Source organism: Amycolatopsis sp. NPDC004747 (assembly GCF_053601335.1).
Map to the genome: position 1 here is coordinate 41,381 of NZ_JBSGBQ010000041.1, position 14,311 is coordinate 55,691.

The window sequence follows — 14,311 nt, forward strand, 5'->3', positions numbered from 1 at the left end:
GGTGACCAGCGCAGGCCGAGGGAGGGCCGCCACGTTGGCTGGCGAATTCGTCGACTTCGGCGACTTCGTGCAGGCCACCCTGCCCGGTTTGCTGCGGTACGGCCACGCGCTCACCGGCAACCCGCACGACGCCGCGGACCTGGTGCAGACCGTGCTCGAGAAGATCGGTTCGCGCTGGTCCTACGTCCACGAGAAGACCGGCGACCCGCTGGCCTACGTCCGCCGGTCGATGGCGAACGCGCACGTGAGCCGCTGGCGGCGGACGCGCCGCGAGAACCTCGTCGCGGACCTGCCGGACACCAGCCCGCACGTGCCGGCCGACCCGTTCGAGCACGAGCCGCTGTGGCGTGCGTTACGAACGCTGCCGCCGAGACAACGGGCCGTGATGGTGCTGCGTTACTACGAAGGTCTCTCGGAAGCGGAGATCGCCGGTGCCCTCGGGATCACCCAAGGCACCGTGAAGAGCCAGGCCAGCAAGGCGATCACGTCGTTGCGGATGAAGCTGAAGTCGGCCGACGGCGAAGGCGAAGGGAGTGGTGCGGGTTGAACATCTCCGAGGACGAACTGGAGCAGCGCCTGCGCGCACTGTTCGCCGACGAGCGGCTGGACCTGCCCCCGCCGCCCGACGCCGGCACGGTCATCGTCACGGGTGCGCGTCGACGTCGCCGTCGCCGCCACACCGTGCAGGCCGTGGCCGGGGTCGCGGCCGCCGTGGTCGCCGTCGCCGGTGGGCTCACCGTGTTCCGCCTCCACACCGAGGACGGCACCGCGGCGATGTCCGCCGACGGCACCACGCCCGGCACCAAACCCCCCGAAAACCTCACGCAGGGCCGGCCGCCGGAGCCGTCGACGCCCGCGCCGACCGGCACCCAGAGCATCCAGGTTTCCGCGCCGCCGGGAGCGCCGACGTCGCCGTCGCGACGCCCGTCGGCCTCCTCGTCGCCGTCCACGCTCGCCGAGGTGACCCGCGGGCCGCTGCTCGCGGCCGACGGCTTCGGCAAGCTCAAGCTCGGCATGACCGAGGCCGAAGTGGCCGCGCAGACCATCACGCTCAGCAACGCGCAGGCCGGGGCCGGCTGCACCGTCTACAAAGCACAGGGCAGCGGGCTCCCCGCGCCCGCGAGCATCGTCATTTCGAAGGCGGCCGGGCTCATCGCCGTCACGCCGGACGTGGCCGCGCACACCGCCGAGGGCATCGGCGCCGGGTCGACGAAGGACCAGATCCTCGCCGCCTACCCCGCGGCCAAGGCCGAAGCCGGCAGCGTCGTCGCCCCGGCCGGGGCCGCGGCCGAATACCGCTTCCGGCTCGACGAGACCGGGGTCGTGCAGACGAGCCTGACGAGCGCCACCCAGGACTGCGCCGGCTGAACGCGGAAACCCGGGCTGTCCGCAGGGGGAGAGCCCGGGTTTCCGATTCGCCGCCACCGCGGCGGAGGCGTTGCGAACGCGTCAGAGCGCGCCGCCGGCCACCGGCGGCATCTGCGAGTCGGTGCCGCCGTCGCCGACGGACTCGCGGTACAGGTGGTTCTCGACCTCGAACAGGTTGCCGTTCGCCCGCTTGACGACGTTCAGCAGCGTGTTCATCTGCGAGATCTCTTCGACCTGTTCCTTGAGGAACCACTGCGTGAACTGCTCGCTGATGTAGTCCTCTTCGGCGCGGGCAGCCTTCGCCATCGCGGAGATGTCGGCCGCGACCTCCTTCTCCTGCTCGAGCGCGAGCTCGATGAGCTCGGTGACGCCGGAGAAGTCGTTGCGCACCTCCCCGGTGCCGGGGATTTCGACGTGGTGATCGCGGTCGAGCATGTACTGCACGAGCGCCATCGCGTGGTTGCGCTCCTCGACGGACTGCTTGTAGAAGTGCTTCGCCAGCTGCGGAAGGTCCTCGGCGTCGAACCACACCGCGAGCGCGATGTACTGCTGGGACGCGTTGAACTCGTTGTGGATCTGCGCCTGCAGCAGTTCGTAGAACTTCGAGCGCGGCTCTTTATTCTTGATGAGGGCCATGGAGATCAGAATAGATCAAGTTTCGCGGGAAAGCCACTCGGGACTGGTGATCTGCCCCCTATTAGGGTTACCATTCCTAAGAAGACTAACCTTATTTAAGTAAGCCTTCCCTAAATTGCTGCGCGCATTTAGGGAAGGCTTGCTTCATTTCAGCGCAGGGGATCGCGGCGGATCGGGCAGGACATGCACCGCGGCCCGCCCCGGCCGGATCCCAGCTCCGAGCCGGCGATCGGCAGCACCTCGATGCCGGCCGCCTCCAGCCGCTCGTTCGTCTCGACGTTCCGCTCGTAGCCGACGACCACGCCGGGCGCCAGTGCGAGCGTGTTGTTGCCGTCGTCCCACTGCTCGCGTTCGGCCGTCACCGGGTCCAGTCCGGTGTCGATGACGCGCAGCCGGTCGATCTCCATCGCTTCGGCCGCGGCCACCAGGAACGGCGCCGGGCCGGCGACCTTCACCCCGCCGTCGCCGGTCGGGCGCAGCGTGAACGCCGTCAGCGAGTCGCGCGCGAGCGGGTACATCACCACCGCGTCGGCGTCGACCATCGTGCACACCGTGTCCAGGTGCATGGTCGCGCGGGACTGCTCGATCGGCACCGCCAGCACGGTGTGCGCGATGCCGTCGGCGAACACCGACCGCGCGAGCGACTCCGCGCCGGCCGCCGTCGTCCGCTCGCCGACGCCGATGGCGAGCACGCCCGGCGCCAGCAGCATCACGTCGCCGCCCTCGATCGGCGCCGAATGGGCGCCGTACGCACGGGCGGCGTGGCGGAACTGCGGGTGGTAAGCGTAGATCAGGTCGAGCACCGCGGTCTCGCGGCGGCGCGCGGGCATGTTCAGCGACGAAATCGCCACCCGGTCGGCGATCCACACCGACGAGTCGCGGGTGAACAGCAGGTTCGGCAGCGGGTCGACGGCGAAGTCGTGCGGATGGTTCATCATCCGCACCAGCGACGCGCCCTCCGCGGACGGCAGCTCCTCGAACGTCATCCCCGCCATCAGCACCTCGGCGAGGCCCGCCGCGTCCACGCCCGAAAGGTGGGAACGCAGCGAGTCGGCCAGGTCGCCGCCGAGCCGCCGGTCGTCGACCGCCGCGTGCACGCCCGCCGCGTGGGCCCGGTCGTCCTCCAGGGCCGTCCGGAGCGCGTCGGCCAGCAGCAGGACGCTCACGCCGCGGCCGCGCAGCACCTCGGCGAACGCGTCGTGCTCGTCCTGGGCCCGGTCGACCCACGGGATGGAGTCGAACAGGAGCTGGTCGTTGTTGCGGGGCGTCAGCCTTTTGAGCTCGTTGCCGGGCCGGTGCAGCAGCACCGCGCGCAGGGGTCCGACTTCGCTGTCCACCCGGGGAGGTGCCGTTTCGTCGATCACCCCCGAAGCCTAGTCAGGGTAGCCAGGAAACGTGACCCTTGAGCAGCGAGTATCCGACGAACGACACGAAGTCGAACAGCGTGTGCGCGGCGACCAGCGGCCACAGCCGGTTGGTCTTCTGCCACAGCCTGCCGAACACCAGGCCCATGAGGAAGTTCCCGACGAACCCGCCGAACCCCTGGTAGAGGTGGTACGACCCGCGCAGCACCGCGGCGCCGAACAAGGCGGTGTTCTCCCGGACGCCGAGCTGCCGCAGCCGCGTCAGCAGGTAGCCGATCACCAGGACTTCCTCGGCGAAGGCGTTGCCGAACGCCGACAGCGTGAGCGTGATCGGCCGCCACCACGTATCGCCCAAAGTGGACGGTTGCACCGCCAGGCTGAACCCGAGGTGGTAGGAGACGAAGTAGAGCGCGAGGCCGGGGATTCCGATCGCCGCGGCCAGTCCGAGCGTCAGGAGCGTGTCGTAGCCCGCCGACCGGCGGTCCAGCCCCAGCCGGCTGATCTTGATGCCCGCGCGCCACAGCAGGTACAGCCCGAGCGCACCCCAGCCGACCAGCTGTGCCGCCGACAGCAGCTGCTTGAGCAGGTCGATCAGGCTCGCCGCCGCCTGCGGGACGTTCAGCTGCACCTGCTGCTGGGCCAGCGGCACCGGCCGCAGCAGCGAGTCCACAAGGGACAACAGGCTGCGCACCCCGGACAGGCCGAGCGTGATGCCGAAGACGATCAGCAGCTCGAGCTTGATCGCCCGGCGCTCGGCCGGGTCCTCGACCGTGGCGGGGAACTCGGGGCGGTCCGGCGCCAGCCACGATCGCGCGGTGAACGTCATGACCGCACGCTACCTTCGGGGTATGCCGAGGAGCATCGCCACCAACGAAACCGTCGACCGCGCCGCGCTGGTCGAATTCCTGTCGACCCGCCACCGCGCGATCCTGCTCACCACGAAGGCCGACGGCGGCCCGCAGCTCTCGCCGGTCACGTGCGGCGTCGACGCCGAGGGCAGGCTGGTCGTCTCGACCTACCCGAAGCGCGCGAAGGTCGTGAACGTCAAGCGCAACCCGAAGGTCTCCGCCTGCATCCTGTCCGACGAGTGGAACGACCAGTGGGTGCAGCTGAACGGCACCGCCGAGGTGCTGGACATCCCGGATTCGGTCGAGCCGCTCGTGGAGTACTTCCGCGCCATTTCCGGCGAACACCCGGACTGGGACGAATACCGCGAGGCCATGGTCAAGCAGGGCAAGAGCATCATCCGCGTCACGATCGAGAGCTGGGGGCCGATCGCGAAGGGTGGCTTCCCCGCCGAACTAGCCTGACCGCCCGCGCAGGAACGGGCAGCCGACCAGCCGGCGCAGCTCCGACGCGAGCTGCGCCGGGCTGTCGACGGACTTCGAGAACGCCAGCCGCACGTCGTGGTCGCCCTCGTCGGACTCGACGCGCAGCCGCAGCCCGAACCGGTCGAGCCCGAGCGGGCGGATCCGGCCGCCGCGCAGCCCCGCCGGCAGGTGCTTCGCCAGCTGCTCGACCACGTCGGAGTGGTCGCTCTCGAGGTGCCGCAGCCACTGGGCCTCGTAGTCGTGGAACGGGTCGGGCGGGGCGGCACTGAACACGTGCGGGCGCAGCGAGTGCGTGCCTTCGGCGTCGGCGAGCACGAGCGAAGCGGGCGTCAGCCGCAGCAGCGTGACGCCGTGGCCGACGTCGAGGAGCCGCTCGTCCGGCCGCGACTCGGCGATCGCCACCGCCCGCGCGCGGGCCGAAACCGGGGACAGCGGCCGCAGCCAACCGGTGATCCACAGCAGCCCGCGGATCGGTTCCCGCAGGTCGACCGGGGCCTGGTCGGCGAGCTCGACCATCACGGCCAGCTCGCCGCGCTGCGTCTGCTTCGCCGCGTGGACCATCGGGTGGTCGTCGGGCAGCAGCACGCTGACGCTGCCGCTGTGGTGCACGTGGTGCAGGACGGGCACGACGCGCTCGCCGTCCAGCTCGGTGCGATCGCAGGTGGGCAGCAACGACGCGGGGCCGTTGCGGGTCGCGATCGTCTTGGCGCGCTCGGCGGGGTTCGGCGCCGGCGGGCGGCGGACGGATGTGGGTGCCTCGGTCACGGCTCACCTCCTACTTAGGTGAGCCTAACCTGAATTCGACGGTCTGGGTAGTCGGGATGGCACCTCGTTTCCGTTCACCGGCGCATCCGGTAACGCCGGTGCCCACTTTGCCGAAAAGGGGGTGACAACCCGACCCCATGGGGGTTCCGCGTGCCGATCGTCCCGGTCCCCAAGCGCGTCCGCGCTTTCGAACTCGACCCTGCCATGCCCTCCGGCGCCCTGCCGATCTTCGGCGAGTACCTCGACCGCCTCCGCCGCAACGCCGCCAACCAGCGGCTGCTGTCCTGGTTCCTCCTGGCCTTCGGGGTCGCCCAGTTCTTCACCGGAGCCGGGGTGGCGCTGCCGATCGGCATCCTCGCGCTGGTGGGCTCGGTCGAGGCGTGGTGGCGGTACCGCGCCTACGTCCGGGTGCCGGAGACCCGGCTCAAACGCGAGGCCTTCCGCCAGGTGGACATCGCCGACGGCGGTCTGGTCGCCGCCGGCCGGTCGGTCGGGGTGCGGCTGCTCGACGGCCGGTGGCTGCGGGTCCGGCTCGACGAGCCCTACCGGCTGCTGCTGGCCACGCACCGGCGGGTGTGGCTGCTCGGCCGCGGCCCCAAGGTGTTCGTCGGCTTCCCCGGCGTGATGCGGGTCCGCCGCGCCCGGATCTCCGACGCACCGCCGGCGGGCGCGACAGCGGTGTCGCCGGCGGCCGGCGGGTATTCGCCGCGGCTCGACCCGGTGCTGGGCGCCCACCGGCGCCGCATCGCCCGCGACCACCGCGCACTGGCCGCGTTCCTGCTGGTCTTGGCCGGGTTCGCGGGCTGGGTCCGGCTCGGCTTCCCGGCCACGGGCTGGCTCACCTGGACGCTCGCGGGCGCGGCCCTGCTGACCGCGCTGGCGGCGGCGGCCCGTTCGGTCGCCTACCACCGCCCCCTCCCGGCGGACCACTGGACGGAGCTGCGCGCGGTGCTGGACGGCCCGGTCCGCATGGGACCCCGCGGCGCCCGGCTGAGCGGCTTGACGATGCTCGCGGACGGAACGGTGGTGGGCTTCCGCATGCCCACGGCCGACCCCTCGATGGCGGCGAACGTCGCAGCCACCGGCCGGCTGTGGATAGCGGGCGTCCCGCGGCCCGGCGGAGCGACGGCGGGCGTGCCGGGCTACCCGGTGCTGGGCACGGTCTGGCTCGGCTGAGCGGCCCAGCCCGGCCGCCACGCCCCGGCGGCGGGTTCGTTCTTCGCGAGGTGCCGCCGCAGGGCCGCGAACTCGGCGTAGTAGGCGCCCCACTCGGTCCCGGGCACGACGCCGGGCAGCCGGATCCGGTGTCCGGCGAGCTCGGCCGGGGCCACCGAAGGCGCTTCGGCCAGCGGATGCGCGGGGCCGCACGGCAGCTGGATCGGTTCGTCGAGCACCCACCGCGCATCGAGGTCACAACCGCCGCCCGATGACGTCGACCCGCAGCGGCCCACCGCACACCGACGCCAGCGCTCGCCGCTCGGCCAAGAGCAGCACGCGAGCGTGTGGCAGGCCATCGGGTCGCACCACGGTGGGGCAGCTTCTCCGCGGCATGTCGGTTGCCCCGCGCGGCCGTTGCCCGCTTTGATCTGCGGCGTGATGCGCGGGCGGTCGCTCGGACCGCGGTTCAGGTGGCTCTGGTCGGCTTACGCCGTGAGCGCGTTCGGGACGTGGCTCGGCTTCGGGGCCTTCCCCATGCTCGCGATCCTGGTCCTGCACGCCGGGCCGACGGCCGTCTCGGCGCTGGCCGCGATCGGGCCCGCCGTCGGTGCGCTGGTGGCCCTGCCGCTCGGCCCGTGGGTCGACCACCGCCGGAAGCGGCCGGTGATGATCGCCATGGACCTCGTCCGGTTCGCCGCGCTGGTCAGCGTGCCCGCCGCCTACGCACTCGGCCTGCTGAGCTTTGCCCAGCTGCTCGTGGTCTCCGTGGTCGTCGCCGCGGCGGACATCACCTTCACCTCCGCGAGCGGTGCCTTCCTCAAGGGCCTGGTGCCGCCCGAAGACCTGCTCGTCGCGAACGGCCGGTTCGAGTCGACGAACTGGACCGCCACCGCGCTCGGGCCGCCGCTCGGCGGGGCGGCGTTCGCGCTGTTCGGGCCGGTGACGTCGGTGGTCGCCAACGCCGTCAGCTTCCTGCTCTCCGCGCTCGGGATCCGCGCGATCGGCGGCGGCGAGCCGCGCCCGCGCACCGCCACCCGGCTGCGCGTGCGTGACCTCGCCGACGGCTGGCGCTTCCTGCTGGCGCACCCGGGACTGCGGCCGCTGCTGCTCAACACCATGGTGTTCAACGGCCTGGTCATGGGCGCCGACTCCCTGCTCGCCGTGCTGATGCTGGGCCGGCTCGGGTTCCCGCCGTGGCAGTACGGGCTCGCGTTCGCCGTCCCGTGCCTCGGCGGGCTCGCCGGGTCGCGGCTGACCCCGCGGCTGGTCGCGAAGTTCGGGCGGCACCCGGTCCTGGTCACCGCCGGCGCGCTCCGGGCGTGCTGGCTGGTCGCCTTGGCCTTCGTCCCGGCCGGCACCGGCGGGCTGGTGTACGTCATGGCTGTCGAACTCGGCCTGATCGTCAGCTGCAGCGTGTTCAACCCGGTGCTCGCGACCTACCGGCTCGAACAGCTCCCGGCGGACCGGGTCGCGCGGACGCTGTCGGCCTGGTCGATCAGCACCAAGGCGGCGATCGCCACGCTGACCGCGCTCTGGGGGCTGCTCGCCGGTATCACCGGGCCGCGCACGGCCATCGGGATCGCCGGGATCCTCGTGCTGGCGACGCCGTTGCTGCTGCCTCGACGTGACCGGAAGCCGCCTAACCCAGCGACTTCCGCGTCGCCTGCTCGGTCTCCAGCACGCCCTGCCTGATGCCCTCCAGCTGGTCGCTCAGCTCGCGCACCGCTCCGGTGTCCACGGCGACGTCCGTGGTCGCCGCCGTCAGCTCGGCCACCCTCGCCACCAGGCTGTCCAGGCCGAGCGCGCCGGACTGGAGCTGCGCCAGCAGCTTGTCGCGGGCACCGGACAACCGCCGGTGCACGTCCGCCTGTGCCTGGACCGCCGTCAGCGCCTGCTCGAGATCGCCGCGGACGTCCGGGTTCGCCGTGCGCAACTCGCGCTGCAGGCGACGTCGTTCGTGCGCGACGGCGTCCGGATCGACCCTGGCCAGCGCCTGACCGGTCGCCGACGCGCGGCCGGCCAGGCGGCTGAGCGTCGAGAGCGTCTCCTCGACCACCGGTTCCATGTCCGCGACGCGCTCGGCGAGCGGGCCGGCGGCCAGTGACGCGCTGAGCGAGGCGAAGCCGTCCGCCGCGGCCGACGCCCGGCGCAGCCAGCTCTCCTCGGCCGAACCGGGCGCGACGTCCAGCACCCGGGCTTCCCGCGGCTGAGGCGCCTTCTCGCGGGTTGCCACAGCCACGCCCGCCCGCGCGGCGAGCACCGCCACGCCCACCCCGACGGCGGCGACGACCGGCAGCTGCACGGCCCACGCCACCCCGGCCGACGTGGCGGCGAGCAGCAGCCCCCACGGTTCGGCGAGCTCACGGGCGAACTTCATCAGAAGTTGGAAATCACGGAGGTGAACACCTGGTTGATCGAGTCCGGTTTGGACGAATCGTACTCCGAACCCGCCGTCGCCTCCGCGATCTGCTTCAGCACGCCCTGGTCGGCGTCCGAGCCGTAGGCGATCGTGAACAGGCGGACCGTCTCCGCGTTGCCCTCCGGCCGCAGCTGCGGCAGCAGGTGGTCGATGTCGACGCCGCCGGAGTCCTCGTTGCGGCCGTCGGTGAGCACCACGACCGCGTTGATCGCCGCCGGGTCGAGGTGCGTGTTCATGTACTGGTAGGCGGCCAGCGACGAGTCGTACAGCCCGGTGCCGGACTGCGGTGTCAGTCCGCTCAGCCGCATCGCCAGTGTCTCCTTGCCGCTGGTGCCGAGCGCCTGCACCGGCAACAGTTCCTGGTAGTCCTTGTCGCCGTCGAGGTGGGTCGAGAACTGCCAGAGCCCGACCTGGTCGCGCGGCACGAACTGGCCGAGCGAGTCGATCGCGGCCTGCTTCGCGAGGTCGATCTTGCTCTTGCCGGTGCCCTTCACCTCGTCACCCATCGAGCCCGAGACGTCGACGACGAGCAGCACGTTCGCCTTCTTGCGCAGGTCGGTCCAGGAGGCCAGCAGCTTGGACAGCACCGGCGGCGACGGCGGGCGCAGGAAGGTGATCTTCGCGTCCGGCTGGACGCCGTTGGCGGTGGTCGCCTGCGGGCCGGGCTTGCCGTCGAACGACCGGAAGCCGAGCGCGGCGAACTTCGCCTGCGTCTCGTCCTGGCGCAGGTACCCCAGGAAGTCCGCGGCGACCTGCTTGCGCGTCGCGTCCGCCCAGTTCAGCGTGACGAACGGGTGGTCGGAGTTCAGCGTCCCGTCGCCCGGGTAGATCGCCACCAACGGCACCCTCGGCGGCCCGTGCTGCCCGACCTTGGCCGGGTCGTTCGTCGGGTTGCCCTGGTTGTAGCCGATCAGCGAGTTCTCCTCGACGGTGACCGCCGAGATGTACGACAGCGCCGCGCCCTTGTCGTCGGCCTTCTGCAGGTTGGTCAGGAAGGTGAGCGTGGTGTCGCCGTAGTGCACGATCGCCTGCTCGATGTTCGTGACGAACTGCTTCGCGTCCGGCTTGTCGAGCGCGGCCGCGGTGAGGTCGGACGACGTGCCGGTGGCGGCGTAGTAGGCACCGATCGTCGCGTTCAGGCCCGACGTCGAGATGTTCGGGTTCGTCTTGCCGAGCCGGAACTTCCCCCACTCGGGGTGGCCGTACTTCGCCCAGCCCGCCGGGTCGGTGGCCAGCCCGGCGAGGTCCTTCCAGCCGATCGCCTTGCCGGGCCAGCCGAGCGCCTCGGCCATCGGCTTGGGCATCGCGACGACCAGCGGCGCGTTCGCGACCGACGGCGGGTCGCCGTCCGGCACGATCGAGGCGGTGTCGCCCTTAGCGTTGACGCGCAGGAGGTTGACCCAGCCGCTCGCGGCCGGCGTCCAGACGTCCGGGCGCGGCCCGTCGGTGGCCTCGTTCCAGCCGTTCGCCAGCGCCTGCATCGCCACGCCCGAAGACTTGGATTTCACGACCACGTCGACGCAATGGCCGGCGACCGACCGTCCGGAGTAGGCCTTCGCGGCCTCCTGGACGATTCCGGCCTTCTCCGGTGAAGAAGCGATGTTGAGCGCGATCGCGTCCGCGCCCGAACATTTCGGCGCGTCGGCCTCGTCGCTCGAGCCGCTGGTCCAGTACCGGATGCCGATGATCAAGGCGATGGCGACCACGATCGCGGCCAAGAACGGGAGAGCTTTTCCTCTGCGTCGCGCTGGTTGGGAATTGATCATCGAATCCTCCCCGTTCCGCCACCCGGAAGTTCATTATCCGGGCGCCGGAACGGGGATGGGACGGTATTTCCGAAACTTGACTATGACTTAGGGCCGCGGCGCGACCACGTCCACGCGTAGCCGGGGTCTTCCGAGGCGTCGGCGGCTTCGCCGAGCTCCAGCGGGGCGAACGTGTCGACCATGACGGCGGTCTCGTCGAAGAACTCCGCGCCGATCGACGCCTCCGCCGCGCCCGGCTGCGGGCCGTGCGTGAAGCCGGACGGGTGCAGCGAGAGCGAGCCGATGCCGATCCCCGAGCCCTTCCGGGCCTCGTAGTTGCCGCGCACGTAGAACATCAGCTCGTCGGAATCGACGTTCGCGTGGTTGTACGGCACCGGGATCGCGCCCTCGTGGTAGTCGACCTTCCGCGGGCAGAAGGAGCAGACGACGAAGTTCGGGCCCTCGAACGTCTGGTGCACGGGCGGCGGCTGGTGCACGCGGCCGGTGATCGGCTCGAAGTCGTCGATGTTGAACACCCACGGGTACAGGCAACCGTCCCAGCCGACGACGTCGAACGGGTGCGTCGCGTAGGTGTAGCGGGTCAGCCCGGCGCGGTGCCGCACGAGCACCTCGACGTCCTCACCGTCCTCCAGCAGCGGCTCCTCCGGTCCGCGGATGTCGCGCTCGCAGTACGGCGAGTGCTCCAGGAACTGGCCCTTCGCCGACAGGTAGCGCTTCGGCGGCCCGATGTGGCCGCGCGCCTCCAGCGTGAAGAGGTTGACCTCGCCGTGGGGGACGACCCGGTAGGTGCACGACGTCGGGATCACGACGTAGTCGCCGTCGCCGACCTCCAGGCGGCCGTAGATCGTCTCGAAGGTCGCTGAGCCGCCGTGGACGTAGAACAGCTCGTCGCCGGCCGCGTTGCGGTACAGCGGGCTGGGCGTGGTCGCCGTGACGAACCCGATGGTGACGTCGTTGTTGCCGAACAGCCGTCGCCGGTCGGTCACCGCGTCCGCCTCGCCGCCGAACTTGAGGTCGCGGGTCTGGAAGGCGCGTGGCTTGAGCGGGTGGTTCGGGGTGAGCGACCCGCGGTCTTCCTCGACCGCGACGGCGTCGACGATCGCCGTCGGCAGGCCGCGGTGGTAGAGCAGCGCGGAGTCCGCGGAGAAGCCCTCGACGCCCATCAGCTCTTCGGCGTAGAGGCCGCCGTCCGGCTTCCGGAACGCGGTGTGCCGCTTGTGCGGAAGCTCGCCTACTCGCCGGTAGTAAGGCATCGACGTCCCCTTCTGACGTGTTCGTTGTGCGAACGATTTTGTCCTGATGTCGTACGCTACTAGCGTGTCAGTCGTGTCAAGCGCTGTGGAACTCACGCCCCCCGGCCCCCGTGGAATTCCTCCCCTGTTCGCGAGGCTCGTCGACGACTCGGCGCTGTTCCCTCCGGGCGATGCGGCCATGCCCGAAGCGCTGCGCGCGCACTTCGCCAGCCGGGAGTCCGAACACGCCGGTGTACTGGGGGTTTTCCTCTGCCAGGCGTCCCGGCTGCCGGAGCTGATCACCGAGCTGATCAAGATCAAGCCGAAGCAGCCGCTGCCGCTTTCGCTGATCATCGACACCGGCCTCGGCGGCGTCCCGAAGGCCATCTCGATCGTCGAATCGCGCAGTGAGCTGCTGGCGCTGCGGATGGTCGAGATGCCGGCGCCGTCGGACGTCGACGAGGTGTGGCTGGAGCGCGTCTCGGAGTTCGTCCCCGAGGACGTCATCCGGGTGGTCGAGCCACGGCGCGGCGTCGGCTGGCTCGACGGCGTCCGGAAGGTGATCGAGCACGGCAGCTGGCCGAAGATCCGCTGCGGCGGGCAGGCGGGCGAAAACTTCCCCAGCGTCGACGAGGTGGCGGACTTCCTCGCCGTCGTCAGCGGGTCCGCCGGGGCGTCGTTCAAGGCGACCAACAGCCTGCACCGCGCGGTCCGGCACACCGACCCGGACACCGGGTTCGTGCACCACGGCTTCCTGAACCTGCTCGTGGCCTCCGCGCGCAGTCTCGCCGGCGGTGACGTCCGGGGGGCCCTGGAGTCGACGGACGCCCAGGCGCTCGCCGAGGAGGCCCGGGCGCTGTCCGAGCCGGCCGCGAAGGCCGTGCGAGCGCTCTTCGCGTCCTACGCGGCGGCGACGTTCGAGGAGCCGGTCGCCGACCTGGGCGAACTCGGCTTGCTGTGACCAGCCGGGAGGGGTCGCTGACGCTCGACCGTGGCTTGGCGCTGCTGCAGGCAGTGGCCGACGCCGGTGGCGACGCGGCGACCATCTCCGAGCTGGCCGTGGCCATCGGCGCCAGCCGCGCGGCGGTCTACCGGCTGCTCGTGCCGCTGTCCGAGCGCGGGCTGGTCTGGCGCGACGGCACGAAGGTCCGGCTCGGCGTCGGGCTGCTCCGGCTGGCCGGGCAGGTGCTCCCGCAGCTGCGGGACGCGGCCGGCCCGGTGCTGCGCGAGCTGGCCGAGAAGGTCGGCGCGACTGCGCACCTGTCGGTCGCGCAGGGGACGCAAGCGCTTGCGGTGGCCGTCGTGGAGCCGTCGTGGACCAACTTCCACGTCGCTTACCGGGTGGGCAGCCGGCACTCGCTCAATGCCGGCGCGGCCGGCAAGGCGATGAGCCTGCGGCCGGGCGGCGACGGCTGGGTGACGTCGACGGGCGAGCTCGAGGCGGGCGCGTCCGGCGTCGCGGCGCCGGTGCGCGGGGTGCCGGGCCTGCGGGCGAGCGTCGGCGTCGTCTCGATGGAGCCGCTGAAGGCGGCCGAGGTGGGCCCCCAGGTCGTCGCGGCCGCCACCCGGCTCGCCGAAATCCTGAAGACGGACGGCTAGGGCCGCGAGACCGCGACCAGCGGCCGGACCATCGTCAGCAGCAGGGCGACGTCGACGGTGAACAGCAGGCGTTCGAACAGGCCCAGCGTGACGTCCTGCTGGGCCGGGCCGAGGACGAGCGTCAGTACGAAGCCGGCGAGCACCACGCCGACGCTGGCGAAACTCGCCGTGGCCAGGCGCCGGATGGTCGTCCGGCGCGGCTCCCACGGGCAGCGCTCGCGGCCCTTCTTCGTCAGCACCAACGCGGCGGCGGGGAGCGCGATGAACGCCGTCAGGGCGGCGATGTTGTGCACCTGCCCGGCGAGCGAGCGCGCCTGTCCGTCCGGGTCGACGGGAACGAGCCCGCACACCAGGAGCCCGGCCGACCACACCCCGAGCAGCAGGCAAACCGCGGTGGTGCCCGGGCGGTGGGCCTTCGCGATGCCGGCGAGCAGTGCCACCGAGCCGAGGGACAGCGCCAGGCACATGACGCTGAACAGGGGAGCGGCCGAGGACGTGCCGAGCCTGCCGTAGACGTACTCCGACAGCGTCTGCCAGATCGGGCTGACCTGGCCCGACAGCCGCAGGTGCAGGTCGATCGAGATGGCCACGGCGACGCCGATGCCGCCGAGCGCGACCCGGCCGTGCAGCGGCGAGACGGCGTGCGAGTTCACCTGGTGCTCCCCCTTTCGTT

16 protein-coding genes are annotated in these 14,311 nt (G+C 71.5%); 7 read left to right on the forward strand and 9 right to left on the reverse strand.

The window, feature by feature from the left end:
* The first annotated feature begins 34 nt into the window (after positions 1 to 34).
* The gene (locus ACWEGE_RS41050) at positions 35 to 547 is read left to right on the forward strand and encodes a SigE family RNA polymerase sigma factor (protein WP_449665897.1); all 513 of its coding nucleotides are present in this window, start codon (positions 35 to 37) and stop codon (positions 545 to 547) included.
* On the forward strand, positions 544 to 1,368 hold the full coding sequence (locus tag ACWEGE_RS41055; RefSeq protein WP_449665898.1) for a hypothetical protein: 825 nt from the start codon (positions 544 to 546) through the stop codon (positions 1,366 to 1,368). The genes ACWEGE_RS41050 and ACWEGE_RS41055 overlap by 4 nt, the downstream gene beginning before the upstream one ends.
* Positions 1,369 to 1,449: 81 nt before the next feature.
* Here the strand turns inward: ACWEGE_RS41055 and ACWEGE_RS41060 are convergent, their stop codons facing one another.
* The 3 genes from ACWEGE_RS41060 to ACWEGE_RS41070 form a co-directional block, all read right to left on the reverse strand.
* Positions 1,450 to 2,004, reverse strand: a complete 555-nt coding sequence (locus ACWEGE_RS41060; RefSeq protein WP_449665899.1) for a ferritin — start codon at positions 2,002 to 2,004, stop codon at positions 1,450 to 1,452.
* A gap of 149 nt (positions 2,005 to 2,153) precedes the next feature.
* Positions 2,154 to 3,341, reverse strand: coding sequence for an arginine deiminase (locus ACWEGE_RS41065; RefSeq protein ID WP_449665934.1), 1,188 nt, complete (start codon positions 3,339 to 3,341; stop codon positions 2,154 to 2,156).
* 40 nt (positions 3,342 to 3,381) lie between these two features.
* Positions 3,382 to 4,194, reverse strand: a complete 813-nt coding sequence (locus tag ACWEGE_RS41070) for a CPBP family intramembrane glutamic endopeptidase (protein WP_449665900.1) — start codon at positions 4,192 to 4,194, stop codon at positions 3,382 to 3,384.
* Between the two features lie 22 nt (positions 4,195 to 4,216).
* Here ACWEGE_RS41070 and ACWEGE_RS41075 point away from each other — a divergent pair, with 22 nt between their 5' ends.
* Positions 4,217 to 4,678, forward strand: coding sequence for a PPOX class F420-dependent oxidoreductase (locus tag ACWEGE_RS41075; RefSeq protein WP_003076947.1), 462 nt, complete (start codon positions 4,217 to 4,219; stop codon positions 4,676 to 4,678).
* Here ACWEGE_RS41075 and ACWEGE_RS41080 read toward each other — a convergent pair.
* Positions 4,670 to 5,464, reverse strand: a complete 795-nt coding sequence (locus tag ACWEGE_RS41080) for a DUF2470 domain-containing protein (protein WP_449665901.1) — start codon at positions 5,462 to 5,464, stop codon at positions 4,670 to 4,672. The two genes, ACWEGE_RS41075 and ACWEGE_RS41080, sit on opposite strands and share 9 nt — an antisense overlap.
* A gap of 150 nt (positions 5,465 to 5,614) precedes the next feature.
* Between ACWEGE_RS41080 and ACWEGE_RS41085 the strand changes: the two genes are divergently transcribed.
* The gene (locus tag ACWEGE_RS41085; protein ID WP_449665902.1) at positions 5,615 to 6,640 is read left to right on the forward strand and encodes a hypothetical protein; all 1,026 of its coding nucleotides are present in this window, start codon (positions 5,615 to 5,617) and stop codon (positions 6,638 to 6,640) included.
* Here ACWEGE_RS41085 and ACWEGE_RS41090 read toward each other — a convergent pair.
* Entirely contained in the window at positions 6,607 to 6,858 is a 252-nt protein-coding gene (locus tag ACWEGE_RS41090; protein ID WP_449665903.1) for a hypothetical protein, read from the reverse strand. The two genes, ACWEGE_RS41085 and ACWEGE_RS41090, sit on opposite strands and share 34 nt — an antisense overlap.
* 202 nt (positions 6,859 to 7,060) lie before the next feature.
* On the opposite strand from ACWEGE_RS41090, the gene ACWEGE_RS41095 reads away from it, so the two are divergent.
* Complete coding sequence (locus tag ACWEGE_RS41095) at positions 7,061 to 8,314, forward strand: MFS transporter (RefSeq protein WP_449665935.1); 1,254 nt, start codon at positions 7,061 to 7,063, stop codon at positions 8,312 to 8,314.
* Here ACWEGE_RS41095 and ACWEGE_RS41100 read toward each other — a convergent pair.
* The 3 genes from ACWEGE_RS41100 to ACWEGE_RS41110 all read right to left on the reverse strand — a co-directional run bounded on the left by ACWEGE_RS41100 (position 8,262) and on the right by ACWEGE_RS41110 (position 12,060).
* A complete protein-coding gene (locus tag ACWEGE_RS41100; RefSeq protein WP_449665904.1) occupies positions 8,262 to 8,999 on the reverse strand; it encodes a hypothetical protein in 738 nt (245 codons plus the stop codon). The genes ACWEGE_RS41095 and ACWEGE_RS41100 overlap by 53 nt on opposite strands.
* Positions 8,999 to 10,807: a substrate-binding and VWA domain-containing protein gene (locus ACWEGE_RS41105; protein WP_449665905.1), complete on the reverse strand. Its 1,809-nt coding sequence runs from the start codon at positions 10,805 to 10,807 to the stop codon at positions 8,999 to 9,001. The genes ACWEGE_RS41100 and ACWEGE_RS41105 overlap by 1 nt, the downstream gene beginning before the upstream one ends.
* An 80-nt stretch (positions 10,808 to 10,887) precedes the next feature.
* A complete protein-coding gene (locus ACWEGE_RS41110) occupies positions 10,888 to 12,060 on the reverse strand; it encodes a homogentisate 1,2-dioxygenase domain-containing protein (protein WP_449665906.1) in 1,173 nt (390 codons plus the stop codon).
* Positions 12,061 to 12,145: 85 nt separating this feature from the next.
* Here ACWEGE_RS41110 and ACWEGE_RS41115 point away from each other — a divergent pair, with 85 nt between their 5' ends.
* Entirely contained in the window at positions 12,146 to 13,000 is an 855-nt protein-coding gene (locus tag ACWEGE_RS41115; protein ID WP_449665936.1) for a hypothetical protein, read from the forward strand.
* A complete protein-coding gene (locus tag ACWEGE_RS41120) occupies positions 12,997 to 13,638 on the forward strand; it encodes an IclR family transcriptional regulator (protein ID WP_449665907.1) in 642 nt (213 codons plus the stop codon). The genes ACWEGE_RS41115 and ACWEGE_RS41120 overlap by 4 nt, the downstream gene beginning before the upstream one ends.
* Here the strand turns inward: ACWEGE_RS41120 and ACWEGE_RS41125 are convergent.
* Positions 13,635 to 14,291 (reverse strand): DUF998 domain-containing protein, encoded by a 657-nt coding sequence (locus ACWEGE_RS41125; RefSeq protein ID WP_449665908.1) that lies wholly within the window; start codon positions 14,289 to 14,291, stop codon positions 13,635 to 13,637. The two genes, ACWEGE_RS41120 and ACWEGE_RS41125, sit on opposite strands and share 4 nt — an antisense overlap.
* Between the last annotated feature and the right edge of the window lie 20 nt (positions 14,292 to 14,311).